This is a genomic window from Enterobacter sp. Res13-Sevr-PEC09-46 (assembly GCF_015672585.1).
GTDB lineage: Bacteria > Pseudomonadota > Gammaproteobacteria > Enterobacterales > Enterobacteriaceae > Enterobacter > Enterobacter hormaechei_C.
In genome coordinates this window covers 503,129-516,929 of sequence record NZ_JADABR010000020.1, presented here as the reverse complement: position 1 = coordinate 516,929, position 13,801 = coordinate 503,129, and the positions used below count along the sequence as shown (strand labels likewise).

The following is a 13,801-nucleotide window of genomic DNA, read 5'->3' as shown; positions in this document are numbered from 1 at the left end:
CCAAATAAGCGCCATCCCCTGATACAGCGGGATATGTGAGTTGAGTCACCATAAAAAAGTCATATGTTGAATAATATTTTCAACTAGGTTATCAATCTGTAATTAGATGATTGTTCTTTTGCTCATAATGGAGTGGCTATGCGTGTTGTCATACTGGGAAGTGGTGTCGTTGGCGTAACCAGCGCCTGGTATTTAAGTCAGGCGGGACATGAGGTTACCGTTATCGATCGCGAATCCGGTCCGGCGCTGGAAACCAGTGCGGCGAATGCGGGGCAAATCTCTCCGGGCTACGCTGCGCCGTGGGCGGCCCCGGGCGTTCCGCTGAAGGCGATCAAATGGATGTTTCAGCGACATGCGCCCCTGGCGATAAGTCTTGACGGCACGCAGTTCCAGCTTAAATGGATGTGGCAGATGCTGCGCAACTGCGACACCCGCCACTATATGGAAAACAAGGGGCGTATGGTGCGGCTGGCGGAATACAGCCGCGACTGCCTGAAGGCGCTGCGTGCCTCAACGGGCATTGAATATGAAGGGCGTCAGGGCGGCACACTTCAGCTGTTCCGTACCGCGCAACAGTACGAAAACGCGACCCGCGATATCGCCGTGCTTGAAGATGCGGGCGTACCGTATCAGCTGCTGGAAGCCAGCCAGCTGGCGCAGGTGGAGCCAGCGCTTGCCGAGGTCGCGCATAAGCTGACGGGCGGTCTGCGTTTACCGAACGATGAAACCGGCGATTGCCAGCTATTCACCCAGCGTCTGGCGCGCATGTGTGAGCAGGCCGGGGTGAAATTCCGCTTCAATACTTCTGTCGACAAACTGCTGTCGGAAGGGGAGAAGATTTACGGCGTGAAGTGTGGGGAAGAGGTAATTAAAGCCGATGCCTACGTGATGGCATTTGGCTCCTACTCAACCGCGATGCTGAAAGGGATCCTGGATATCCCGGTCTATCCGCTGAAAGGCTACTCCCTGACCATCCCGGTGAAAGAGGACAGCGGCGCGCCGGTCTCGACCATTCTTGATGAAACCTACAAAATCGCCATCACCCGCTTCGATAACCGGATCCGCGTCGGCGGCATGGCGGAAATCGTGGGCTTCAATACCGAGCTGCTCAAACCGCGTCGTGAAACGCTGGAGATGGTCGTGGGCGATCTCTTCCCGCGCGGCGGCTTCATTGAGCAGGCAACGTTCTGGACCGGCCTGCGCCCAATGACCCCGGACGGCACGCCGATTGTGGGCCGTACACCATACAAAAATCTGTGGACTAACACCGGCCACGGCACGCTTGGCTGGACCATGGCCTGCGGTTCGGGCCAGCTGCTGAGCGACCTGATCTCCGGAAGGACGCCGGCAATTCCGTTTGACGATTTGAGCGCCGCACGCTATCAATCAGGGTTTACCCCATCGCGTCCACAACACCTGCACGGCGCGCATAATTAAGGAGTCGTCATGTCCCGTCCTATTCTGGCCCAGCTGGATTTGCAGGCGCTGAAGGATAACCTGCAAATTGTTCGCCGTGCTGCGCCGGGTTCTCGTGTCTGGTCGGTGGTGAAAGCCAACGCCTACGGTCATGGTATCGACCGTATCTGGAGTGCGCTCGGCGGCACCGATGGTTTTGCCTTGCTGAATCTGGAAGAGGCCATCCTGCTGCGCGAGCGCGGCTGGAAAGGACCGATCCTGCTGCTGGAAGGATTCTTTCATGCGCAGGATCTGCCTCTGCTGGATAAGTACCGCCTGACGACCAGCGTTCACAGTAACTGGCAGATCAAGGCCATCCAGGACGCGAAGCTGCATGCCCCGCTGGATATCTATCTCAAAGTGAACAGCGGGATGAACCGTCTGGGCTTCCAGCCTGAACGGGTGCATACGGTCTGGCAGCAGCTTCGTGCGCTGAAAAACGTCGGTGAGATGACGCTGATGGCGCACTTCGCCGATGCGGAAAAGCCGGACGGCATTGCCGATGCCATGGTCCGCATTGAGCAGGCGGCAGAAGGTCTGGACTGTCCGCGCTCGCTGTCGAACTCAGCGGCAACGCTCTGGCATCCCGAGGCGCACTACAACTGGGTACGTCCGGGGATCGTACTGTACGGCGCGTCACCCTCAGGTCAGTGGCAGGATATTGCCAACAGCGGCCTGAAGCCGGTGATGACGTTACGAAGCGAGATTATCGGCGTGCAAACCCTGAAAGCGGGCGATACGGTGGGCTATGGCAGCCGCTATCGGGCAGCAGGTGAACAGCGCATCGGTATCGTGGCGGGGGGCTATGCAGATGGTTATCCGCGCATCGCCCCGAGCGGCACGCCGGTGTGGGTCGATGGCGTGCGCACCGGCACGGTAGGTACCGTCTCCATGGACATGCTGGCCATCGATTTGACGCCGTGTCCCCAGGCGGGGATCGGCTCACCGGTTGAGCTGTGGGGCAACGAGGTTAAAATTGATGATGTGGCCGCTGCGGCGGGCACCGTCGGGTATGAGCTGATGTGCGCGCTGGCGTCAAGAGTGCCTGTTGTGACGGTGTAACATGTGTGTGTGCCGGGTGGCGGCTTCGCCTTACCCGGCCTACAAAAGCCCGAACGTAGGCCGGGTAAGCGTTAGCGCCACCCGGCAAAAAAGCAGCTACTCCGCCTCCTCCTCCATCGGCCTTACGCCGACTTTGCGCACCGCGTTATCTTCTTTCTCCGCTACCGTCCAGATCATCCCGGCAAACTCCACCTGGTCACCGACGACCGGCGCAGCTCCTAATAATTGCTGAATAATCTCACCCAGGGTTTGCTGGTTATCGCGATTCTCCAGTCCACCTTCCAGGCCATAAATCAGCGCCACATCCGCAAAGCGGGCGCTGGCTTCGAGGATAAAATCGCCGAAGAAACGCTGATCCAGCGCCACCGGGGGCGACTGGCTGAACAGCTTGCCGAGGGCCGGCAGGTCGCGCTCGCGGCCAATCACGCAGAGGATATCGTTCTCACGCAGCCGCGTGCTGCCGGTCGGGTGAAGCAGGGCGTTATCCCGGAACAGGGCGGCAATGCGCGTTTCAGCGGGCATATGCAGATCGCGCAGGGACGCGCCCACGCACCACTTATCGGCGCTTAGCTGGTAGACAAACTGTTCCCAGGGATTCTCAGGGTGAATATCCAGCCCCACGCGGGAGACCGGCCAGCCAATGGGCGGTACCACCACTTTGGCTTTTTTCGCCGCCCAGCCCAGCGACGTCCCCTGGAACAGCAGCGACACCAGCACCACGAAGAAGGCGACGTTGAAGAACAGACGGGCGTTGTCCAGCCCGGCCATCATAGGGAACACTGCCAGAATAATCGGCACCGCGCCGCGCAGCCCCACCCAACTGATAAATATCCGCTCACGCAGGTTAAACCCGCGGAACGGCAGCAGCCCGGCAAACACCGACAGCGGACGGGCGAAGAAGATCATCCAGGCCGACAAAAGCAGCGCCGGTACGGCGATAGGCAGCAGGTCCGACGGCGTCACCAGCAGGCCCAGCACCAGGAACATGGCGATCTGCGCCAGCCAGGCCAGACCGTCGAAGTTCTGCAAGATGGCGTGACGGTTGCGAATCGGTCGGTTGCCCAACAGGAAACCGCAAAGGTAAACCGCCAGAATACCGCTGCCGTCCAGCGCGGTGGTGACGGCAAAGATCAGGATCCCGCCGCTCAGGGCCAGCAGCGGATAAAGGCCGGAAGGCAGCGTAATACGGTTAATCGTATGCTGTAACAGGTAACCGCCGCCGAGACCAATGATAATCCCGAGGCCAAACTGCTGGAGGATGTGCCAGGCGAACATCCAGCTCAGGCCGGTTTCGTGCTGCTGGATCATCTCAATCAGGGTAATGGTCAGGAACACCGCCATCGGATCGTTACTGCCGGATTCAATCTCAAGCGTGGAGCCAACGCGTTCGTTCAGCCCCTTGCCGCCGAGCAGTGAGAAAACCGCCGCCGCATCGGTAGAGCCGACAATCGCGCCAATCAGCAGGCCTTCCATTATATCGAGGTTAAACAGCCAGGCCGCCATCATGCCGGTCAGGCCGGAGGTGATCAGCACGCCGACGGTCGCCAGAGACAGCGCCGGGCCTAAGGCAACGCGAAACGAACTTGCCTGGGTGCGCATTCCGCCGTCCAGCAGAATCACCGCCAGCGCGAGGTTACTCACCATATAGGCGAAAGGGTAATTATCGAAGGGGATACCGCCGATACCGTCGATCCCGGCAAGCATGCCGATAGCCAGGAAAATGACAAGAATAGGTATGCCAAGACGCGATGAAAATGAACTTAATAAAATGCTAAAGGTTACCAGGATGGAACCCAGAATGAAAAGACTGATTATCGCTGTGGCACCCAATGTCGTCTTACTCCCACCTCAATGTGAACGCTGTTATTAAAACCCTAACATAATAACAACGTTAACTGCGTTTTATTGAGGGGGAATAACGGCTTTTTTATGCCTTTAAGACCGGATGACCGCTGATTGTTAACCGGCTGCCTGAATTATCGTGTACAAGGTGCGCCTGGGCACCCAGCGGCAGGGTAACGGTTTGCTGCTCATGGCCGAAATCCAGACCGGCGATCACCGGGATATCCAGCCGGGAACGAATGAAATCAATCATCGTCTCCAGGGAATAGCCCGCATCGTAATCGTTGGGGGCTGAACCACTAAAACTGCCCAGCACAATGGCCGACTGCCGATCCAGAATCCCGGCGTGATACAGCTGCAACAGCATACGTTCGACGCGGAACGGGTGTTCGTTGATATCTTCCAGCACCAGTATGCCGTCCGTGATCTGCGGCAGCCACGGCGTTCCAATCAGCGACACCAGCATCGCGAGGTTGCCGCCCCACAGCTGTCCTTCACATTCCCAGTGCGGTCCATTGCCTTGCCACTCGACGGTGAACGTCGGGTTTTGCAGGGCGCGCCAGAAATGGTCCTGCGTAAATGCATCCAGCTCCGGCGCACCAAAGTTGCCGGCCAGCATCGGGCCGCTAAAGGTAATGACGTTATGCAACGCAAGCAGGCCGAGCTGGATCGCCGTGAAATCGCTGTGTCCGCAGATTAACAGCGGATCCTGCTGCTGGCGCGCGGCCAGCCCGGCCCAGTCGATGCTCTCCAGCAGCCGGCTTGCGCCATAGCCGCCGCGCACGGCCAGCACAATAGTGTTTTCACCTTCCAGCGTCGCCAGGCTGTTGATATCGCTCAGTCTCTGCGCCTCCGTACCGGCAAAACGCTGCATGCGGCGGGGGATAATTGTCTGATTTTCTACCTGATGGCCCATTTCCAGCAGGCGCTGAACGCCCCGCTGTGCCGCCTCCTGGTTGATGCAGTAGCCTGACGGTGCGATGAGATGAAACTGAGGCATGGCAATTCCTTGCTGAATGAGAATCTAATTGTCTATATCATGCCGCTTATACGCCGCCTGCTTCAAGGGGCGACGTACCGCGATGACCGGCTATAAGGATAGATGACGTGAAATTGAGATGGTTTGCTTTTTTGATTGTGCTGCTCGCTGGCTGTAGTTCAAAACATGATTATCAAAATCCCCCCTGGAACCCTGAAGTGCCGGTAAAGCGGGCCATGCAGTGGATGCCGATCAGCGAACAAGCCGGGAAGGCCTGGGGCGTGAGCCCGCGTCTGATCACGGCGATCATTGCCGTGGAGTCCGGCGGCAACCCGACGCTGGTGAGTAAATCGAATGCGGTGGGGCTGATGCAGTTAAAAGCCTCGACGGCGGGAAGAGAGGTCTATCGCTACATGGGCTGGAAGGGACAGCCATCCACCAGCGAGCTGAAAAACCCGGAACGTAATATCTCTATGGGAACCGCTTACCTGAGCATTCTCGAGCATGGCATTCTGAAGGGGATTGACGATCCGGAAGTGATGCAATATGCGCTGGTGGTGTCGTACGTTAACGGAGCCGGCGCGCTGCTCCGAACCTTCTCATCCGATCGCAAAGAGGCGATAGAAGAGATTAACGATATGGATAAAGATGAATTCTTCGAGCACGTGGTGAAGAATCATCCGTCAGCACAGGCTCCACGTTATATCTGGAAAGTACAGAAAGCGATGGACGCCATGTAACGCCTTTGTCGGGCGGCAGCATGCTGCCCGACGCCTTTCAGCGCACTTTGTTCGCGCGTTCCCGCGCTTCACGCTCCAGTGAGAAGATGATGCGCTGTAGTTCGCGTTCGGCGCCTGGCCCGACATTCAGAAAGCGAAAGCTCAGTCGCGGCGTGGTAATGGTTTCGTTTTTGCTGTCCACCACCTTACGCTCGCTGATGGCAATCAGCTGGGCGTCAAACCAGAAGCGTCCCCATCCGCCCATATCCAGCTCAATCTGACTAAAACGCATGCCTTCCACCAGTCCTTCCGGCTTCGGCGTATCCATTAACGCGCCCATCCCGCCCAGTGACAGGTCGAAGAGACGAAAGCGGATCTCTTTTTTGTCCGGCATTTTTGCCTTACAGAAATAGGCCGGGTGAAGCGGGGCGCTGATGCGAAAAAACTCGCGGCGTTGCACGAACCAGAGGTTAGCGGGCAGGGGAGCGATAAACGCAGGCAAACCCTGGTACGCGCTCGTGGTCAGGCGGGGCAGTATAAACTCGACTTTAGCCCCCTGCGTTTCGGCCATCACCGAGAGGTTTTCTGCCTGGAGCGCGGCACGGTTTTCTTCGCTCTGGCTACCCAGATCCACGATCAGGTGTTCTGCCGTCACGTCCAGGATCTTACTGATAAACTGGCTGGTTGACCAGTTGATGCGCAGCGGCACCTCGCCCTTTTTCAGGTCGCGTAATACCCCTAATACAGCCAGCGGATTTTGTTTCAGGAACTGCTCACTGTAGCTACTCACGCCAGATGGCTCCTCGATAGATGACAGACTGTCTCTGGGTTATCGGCACGCTGGCATGAAACTTAATACAAACGATCTGTTTTTCTCCGCCGATATTGATTTGCTAATGGAAATGATAATAATTGGCGTTCCCAATATCATCTAATAACAAGACGACACTATGAGCACCTCACGTTTTGCGTTATGCGCGTTGGCAGGCGCCGTCACGCTGGCATTGCAAACACAGGCTTTTGCAGAAGAACCCACCATCGTGGTGACCGGTACAGAGCAGGGCAGCGCGCTCCCTGCCTGGACCAACAGCGCCACGAAATCAGCCGTCGCGGAAAGTAAAACGCCCCAGGTGATCAACACCATCGCCGCTAAAGAGATTGAGCAGCGGCACGCCAGTTCGGTAAACGAGATCCTGCGCTATGCGCCGGGCGTTTCCACGGAGGTGCGCGGGAGCACCTCTTACATGAGCGAGTACAAAATCCGCGGGTTCAACGTCGAGCAGGAGTTCTACAACGGCCTGCAACTTCCCTATAACGTCACCGGGAACACTAAAGCGCGAATCGATCCGCTGCTGATTGAGAGCGTCGATATCCTGAAGGGGCCGTCATCCGTGCTGTATGGCGGTGGCTCCCCGGGCGGGCTGGTCAATATTCAGAGTAAAAAGCCGCAGAAAGAGGCGAAAACAGAACTGGGCTTTAACACCGGAAACCGCAATCTGAAAGAGGGGTACCTGGACTCCACGGGGCAGATTGCGACCAGCGACTGGAACTATCGCCTGCTGGGTAAAGCGACAGAGAGTGACGAACAGGCGCACACCACGCGCTATGAAAACTATCTGGTGGCCCCCTCCGTGACCTGGCAGCCGGATGACAAAACGCGCCTGACCATTGACGCGCTGGCGCAAAATACGCCGAGCCTGACGCCGTCTGATCCGATGCCGCTAAGCTATCTACGGTCTAAATACGCCGATCGTCGTGACTATGCCGGGGATGAGTGGAGCGGCTTTAAGCAGCGTCAGTGGATGCTGGGCTACAGCTTTGAACATGAGTTTGACAGTGGCTGGGGCTTTAGCCAGAAAGCGCGCTACTTTGACGTGGACACCCACCAGCGCAGCGCCTATTCAACCGGGACGGGCAGCGAGGTCTACCAGCTTAACCGCTTCGCCTATACCACGGATGAAGATTTACAGAGCTTCAACATTGATAACCAGGTCACCCGAACCGTCGCGCTGGGGGACTGGAAACATCACCTGCTGACGGGCTTTGACTACCAGAAGCTGAACTCTCACTTCCATTATCGTTACGCCTCGTCCACACCAGGTATCGATATGCGTAATCCGGATCACTCGCAGATCGATAACGATGCGCTGGGGCTTGAAACCGCGCAGAAAAACCGTCTCAGCTATCAGCAGAATGGCTATTACCTCCAGGATCAGATTGCGTTTGGCGGGCTGAACGTGCTGGCCAGCCTGCGCTATGACGACTACCGTTCTGTCACCACCAACTATCTGCAAAACGGTGACAAAGCCTGGGTATCGCAGGATCGCCTCACTAAGCGACTGGGCGCGCTTTATGCCTTCGACAATGGTCTCTCGCCGTTTATCAGCTATTCGGAAGGGTTCGCCCCGGTATCGCCGCAGGGCACGCTGACCGCGAAAGACGTTAAGCCCACCACCAGCAAGCAGGTGGAGGGTGGGGTGAAATACCTGCTGGCGGATTACGCAACCACCTTCACCGCCTCGGTGTTTAACATTCGTCAGAAAAATGTGGTGACCAGCGATCCGGGCTTCCTCAACTATCGCCAGACCGGGGAAGTGGAATCGAAAGGTGCGGAGCTTTCCGCTATGAGTCGTCCAACGGATAACCTGACGCTGATTGCCAACTATGCCTACACCCACGCCATCAATACCGAAGATGACAAGTACCAGGGCAAACGACCGACGCAGGTCCCTGAGAACGCCTTTAATCTGTGGGGAGATTACACCTTTGACAGCACGCCGCTGAGAGGGTTAACGCTGGGGGCAGGGGCACGCTACACCGGGCCGATGGAGATCTCGCCAGCCAACGACGCAGGCAAGCTGGGCGGTACGACGCAATACGATCTGGCGGCGTCTTACCGCATGGGCGAGCTGGCGCCATCGCTGGAGGGGCTGACGTTGAAAGCGAGCGCGCAGAACGTCACCAACAAAGAGACGCTCACCTGCTATGACGCGACCAACTGCTGGATAGGCCGCGACCGCACGTTCCAGGTCGGGGTGAGTTACAGCTTCTGAAAAAAGCCCGGTGGCGCTTCGCTACCGGGCCAATCTATTGCACGGAACCATCCCCTCGCCCCACCGGGGAGAGGGTCAGGGTGAGGGGCGCTACTGCGCCGCCTGTTTCGCAGGTGCAACATCATCGTTTGCCGCAGGCTGATTCTCCGGTACGCTGTCGCACGGCTTCTCTTTCGGACAGACCATGTCCAGCATCCTGAGCGTCACGCCGTTACTCCAGCCGAAACCGTCCTGCAACGGATACTCACCGCCGCCACCGCCGGTACCGGTCGAAGAGACATCGTACTTCTCAACCAGTTTCTTCTCGCGATCGTAGGTATGCTGAACGTTTTTCAGGAAACGCCAGGTTACGTCCATCGCCACTTTCTGCTGACCATAGTTCTGCAACCCTTCCACCGCTACCCACTGCAACGGCGCCCAGCCGTTCGGCGCATCCCACTGCTGCCCGCTGTTGATGGTGGTGGTAGAAATACCGCCCGGTTTCAGCAGGCGTGACGACGCGGCTGCGGCCACTTTATCCGCGCGATCCTGTGATGCGGCCTTCACATACAGCGGGAAGAGGGCTGCGGCCGTCAGCTGATTACGCACCTTCCCGGTTTTCAGATCGTAATCCGCATACCAGCCCTCTTTATCGTTCCACAGGTTGCTTTCCATGGCTTTCTGACGTGCGGAGGCCAGCGCGTCATATTTACTTGCACTGGCGTTATCGCCGTCTTCCTGACTGGCGCGGGCCAGCAGTTTTTCCATCTTAAACATCAGCGCATTCAGATCCACCGGTACGATGCTGGTGGTGCGGATGGTACCCAGCTTCTGTGGATCGTCCATCCAGCGGGAGCTGAAATCCCAGCCCGAGGCCGCGGCAGAGCGCAGATCGCGGTAAATCTCGGTGGCCGGACGGTTAGGGTTATTTTTGGCGGTGGTCACGTCATCCAGCCACGACTCAGGGCGCGGCGTGTCCCGATCGTCCCAGTAGCGGTTGAGGATCGAGCCGTCATCCAGCTTCACCACGCGTTTGTTCGCCTGACCAGGCTGGAGCCCATCAGCCCCCTCCATCCAGTAAGCGTACTCTTTCTCCATCTGCGGACGGTATTTCTTCAACGCGTCGCTGTCATGCGTGGCCAGCAATTCCACCATCAGCGAGAAGAAAGGCGGCTGAGAGCGGCTCAGGTAGTAGCTGCGGTTACCGTTAGGGATATGGCCCCAGGTATCAAGCTCGTAAGCGAAGTTGTCCACCATGTCGCCGATCTTATCCCAGTGGCCGCTCTCGGCCAGCCCCAGCATGGTGAAATAGCTGTCCCAGTAATAGACTTCGCGGAAGCGTCCTCCCGGCACGACATAGGGCTTTGGCAGGGGCAGGAGGGAGTCCCATTTGTTCGCTTTGTCAGTGGTGCGGGTCAGTACAGGCCACAGATCGTCTATGTGTTCGCGCAGGCTCTGGCCTTCAGGGGGAACGTATTTCTCACCTTCCTTCGGCAGGATAAAGTTCATCTCTACGAAGTGGCGCAGGTCAAAACCGGACTGGGTATGCTGCATCCGGTAATCCGCCAGGATGGTTAGCGGGTCGCTTTTGGGAACGGCATCCGCGAAGGTTTTCTGATCCGGGAACAGTTTGGCGCTCTGTACTTCATTAAAGAGGGGGCCAAGGAGAATATCAGGTGAGCTTTGCTGGCTCGTTGGCTGGTCTTCAGCATAACCAAATGCGGTAACACCGAGTAGGGCGCCTGCCAACGTAAGGTGTAACAAGCCAGGGCGTAGCATTCGAGTTTTTATCATCGGTTCATCTCCATTCGTCGCTGGGCAGCGTCACCGCTGTCGTCAATCACCTGAAAACCTTAGACGAATATTGCCCGCTTCGCGTGTTAGATATCCCATTTTGCGCATTACCAGACAATTTACCGCCGCGCCCGGACGCGAGAAGCGCGCCGAAAACTATTTACTCGGGGAATGTTTTTTGGGGAATGATTTTAATTAAATATCCTGTCAGGGCACACTATGAATATTGACCAGGCTTATGGGTTGCAACCTTTTTTAATTCTGTGAACGGGGTTGTGTTTCTTTATTACATTCCGCGAATAACTTTCCGTGAAGGTCACACAAAGTAAAAAACATAACCGACATAACAAAAAACATAATAGCCTGCCGAAAAACATTTAGACGAAATAGAGTGGCCCATCACTTCGGGTATTCACTTTTATTTCAGGATGGATTCTATGCAATTAAAAAAAATGGTTGTCCTCGTGGGGGCACTCTGTTCTGGCTCTCTTTTTGCGGCACAAAGCGCGACGAGCGTAGATGAAAAACTGGCGCAACTGGAGGCGCAAATCGAGGCGTTGAAACAACAGCAGGCGGCCAGTCAGCAGGCTGCTCCCGTGGTCGTCCAGTCAGAAGAGCCCGTCAATAAAGACGCACCACCGAAGCTGACGCTTTCGGGCTTTGGAGATATAAAATTTTATGGCGATGTGGAATTTAATATGGATGCTGCCAGCAAAACCGGCAGTCTGACTTCTGTTAAGCAAAGTGCTAATAGCGACTGGGCACCGGGAGATAAAGAACGGTGGGATATTAATGGTCGTATTTTGCTGGGGTTTGATGGTTATCGAAAAATGGATAACGGCCATTTTTCCGGATTTTCTGTACAACCACTGGGCGATTTGGCAGGGCAAATGTACCTTGATGATGCGGTATTTTTCTTTGGCGCAGAAAACGACTGGGAAATTAAAGTTGGACGTTTTGAAGCCTACGATATGTTCCCGCTCAACCAGGATACCTTTGTTGAATACTCAGGCAATACAGCGGACGATCTTTATAGCGACGGCTATGGTTACATTTATATGCTGAAAGAGGGGCGTGGCCGTACCGACAGCGGCGGTAACTTCCTGATGAGTAAAACGCTGGATAACTGGTATTTCGAGCTGAATACGCTGTTCAAAGACGGCAGCGATCTGTACGTCGACCAGCGCTACCATGGCGCGGAACTGGAAAATGATAAGAACGTCGCCTATGTCCGGCCAGTTATTTCGAGGCAGGACGGCCCGTTCTCAACGGCCGTCGCCATGGAAACCAATCTGGTCAACAATGCTTATGGCTATCGGGATGACGCGGGTCGTTGGGTCGATCAGTCTGACCGCACCGGTTACGGATTCACCATGACCTGGGATGGTCTGAAAGCCGATCCTGAGGATGGCATAGTCGTGAATCTCAACACAGCGTATCTTGACGCCGCAGACGAAACGGACTTCACATCCGGCGTCAATGCCCTGTGGCGTAACGCTGAGCTGGGCTATATTTATGCGCATAACGAAATCGACGAATTTAACACTTCAACCTTTGACGCAGAGTGTGAGAATGATTGCTGGATCACCGATCCGGGTGAGTATGATATTCACACTGTCCATGCGTCGTACCTTATTCCCAACGTAATGAAGATGAAGAACTTTAACATTTACCTGGGCACCTACGCTTCGTGGGTGAACGCGTCGCCGAAAAAGGGAAGCGATAAGAACGACGATCGTTATGGCGGTCGTGTGCGGTTTAAATATTATTTCTGAAGAGTGTCATGATGCCCCTCTGTTAGCAGGCAGAGGGGCCATTTTGCAGGCCGGGTATGCGCAAGCGTCACCCGGCAATACGATCGGCTACAACCCTTTCTTATCCATCAGCACCGCCAGATCCACCAGACGGTTCGAGAAGCCCCACTCGTTGTCATACCACGACAGGATCTTCACCATATTCCCGCCAATTACCAGCGTTGAAAGCCCGTCGATGATGGATGAGCGCGGGTCGCCCTGATAATCACGGGAGACCAGCGGTTCATCGCTGTAGCCCAGAATGCCTTTCAGCGGCCCGCTGGCGGCAGCCTGACGGAACGCGTCATTCACCTCTTCGGCGGTCACGTTGCGGCTCAGCGTCACCGTCAGATCGACAATCGACACCACCGGAACCGGCACGCGCAGGGAATACCCGGTGAGTTTACCGTCAAGCTCTGGGATCACTTTCCCGAGCGCTTTTGCCGCGCCGCTGGAGTAAGGCACAATGGATAATGCTGCCGCGCGCGCGCCGCGCAGATCTTTTTCCGGCTGGTCATGCAGCGCCTGGCTGTTGGTGTAGGCATGCGTGGTGTTCATCAGCCCGTGCTCAATGCCAAACTGCTGGTGCAGCACCTGCGCCGCTGGCGCCAGACCATTAGTGGTGCAACTCCCGTTGCTGACCACAAAATGCTGGGCCGGATCGTACAGCGTGTGGTTGACGCCCATCACCACCGTCAGATCGTCATTTTTAGCCGGGGCGGAAATAATGACGCGTTTTGCGCCGCCGCTCGTGATATGCACCGCCGCTTTTTCACGTTCGGTGAAGAAGCCGGTAGCTTCGATTACCACCTCAACGCCTGCGTCTTTCCACGCAATGTTTGCCGGGTCGCGTTCACTGAATACGGTGATGCGTTGCCCGTCAACCTGTAGCGCGCCGTCCGCCGCTTCAACGGGCACCGGCAGCGTGCCGAGCAGAGAGTCATATTTCAGCAGATGGGCGAGGGTTTTACTGTCCGTCAGATCGTTAATGGCCACAATCTGGAGATCCGGGTTGCCCAGCGCCGCGCGCAGGACATTACGTCCGATACGGCCGAAACCGTTAATACCGACCTTAACCATGATGCACTCCTTATCTGTGTTGTCTGGAGTTACTGTAGGCGTCAG

General features: G+C 56.5%; 10 protein-coding genes. 5 read left to right on the top strand and 5 right to left on the bottom strand.

What is annotated here, in order from left to right:
* Nucleotides 1–138: 138 nt before the first annotated feature.
* Complete coding sequence (locus tag IMQ56_RS16050) at nt 139–1,437, top strand: D-amino acid dehydrogenase (protein WP_015570317.1); 1,299 nt, start codon at nt 139–141, stop codon at nt 1,435–1,437.
* A 9-nt stretch (nt 1,438–1,446) separates the two neighbouring features.
* Nucleotides 1,447–2,517 carry a catabolic alanine racemase DadX gene (dadX, locus tag IMQ56_RS16045; protein WP_023296789.1) on the top strand — a complete coding sequence of 357 codons (1,071 nt, stop codon included), beginning with the start codon at nt 1,447–1,449 and terminating at the stop codon, nt 2,515–2,517.
* Nucleotides 2,518–2,613: 96 nt separating this feature from the next.
* Here the strand turns inward: dadX and IMQ56_RS16040 are convergent, their stop codons facing one another.
* Nucleotides 2,614–4,347, bottom strand: a complete 1,734-nt coding sequence (locus IMQ56_RS16040) for a potassium/proton antiporter (protein ID WP_017384312.1) — start codon at nt 4,345–4,347, stop codon at nt 2,614–2,616.
* A 97-nt stretch (nt 4,348–4,444) separates the two neighbouring features.
* Complete coding sequence (gene ldcA / locus IMQ56_RS16035) at nt 4,445–5,359, bottom strand: muramoyltetrapeptide carboxypeptidase (RefSeq protein WP_032648575.1); 915 nt, start codon at nt 5,357–5,359, stop codon at nt 4,445–4,447.
* 107 nt (nt 5,360–5,466) lie between these two features.
* Here ldcA and emtA point away from each other — a divergent pair, with 107 nt between their 5' ends.
* Nucleotides 5,467–6,078, top strand: coding sequence for a membrane-bound lytic murein transglycosylase EmtA (emtA, locus tag IMQ56_RS16030; protein ID WP_017384310.1), 612 nt, complete (start codon nt 5,467–5,469; stop codon nt 6,076–6,078).
* A 37-nt stretch (nt 6,079–6,115) separates the two neighbouring features.
* On the opposite strand, the gene IMQ56_RS16025 is transcribed toward emtA, so the two are convergent.
* Nucleotides 6,116–6,847, bottom strand: a complete 732-nt coding sequence (locus IMQ56_RS16025) for a flagellar brake protein (RefSeq protein WP_196064076.1) — start codon at nt 6,845–6,847, stop codon at nt 6,116–6,118.
* Nucleotides 6,848–7,007: 160 nt separating this feature from the next.
* Here IMQ56_RS16025 and IMQ56_RS16020 point away from each other — a divergent pair, with 160 nt between their 5' ends.
* Nucleotides 7,008–9,110, top strand: a complete 2,103-nt coding sequence (locus IMQ56_RS16020) for a TonB-dependent siderophore receptor (RefSeq protein WP_196064075.1) — start codon at nt 7,008–7,010, stop codon at nt 9,108–9,110.
* Between the two features lie 90 nt (nt 9,111–9,200).
* On the opposite strand, the gene IMQ56_RS16015 is transcribed toward IMQ56_RS16020, so the two are convergent.
* The gene (locus IMQ56_RS16015; protein WP_196064074.1) at nt 9,201–10,883 is read right to left on the bottom strand and encodes an alpha,alpha-trehalase; all 1,683 of its coding nucleotides are present in this window, start codon (nt 10,881–10,883) and stop codon (nt 9,201–9,203) included.
* A 437-nt stretch (nt 10,884–11,320) separates the two neighbouring features.
* Here IMQ56_RS16015 and IMQ56_RS16010 point away from each other — a divergent pair, with 437 nt between their 5' ends.
* The gene (locus IMQ56_RS16010) at nt 11,321–12,658 is read left to right on the top strand and encodes a carbohydrate porin (protein ID WP_196064073.1); all 1,338 of its coding nucleotides are present in this window, start codon (nt 11,321–11,323) and stop codon (nt 12,656–12,658) included.
* An 87-nt stretch (nt 12,659–12,745) separates the two neighbouring features.
* On the opposite strand, the gene gap is transcribed toward IMQ56_RS16010, so the two are convergent.
* Nucleotides 12,746–13,756: a type I glyceraldehyde-3-phosphate dehydrogenase gene (gap, locus tag IMQ56_RS16005; RefSeq protein WP_015570325.1), complete on the bottom strand. Its 1,011-nt coding sequence runs from the start codon at nt 13,754–13,756 to the stop codon at nt 12,746–12,748.
* Nucleotides 13,757–13,801: the final 45 nt, after the last annotated feature.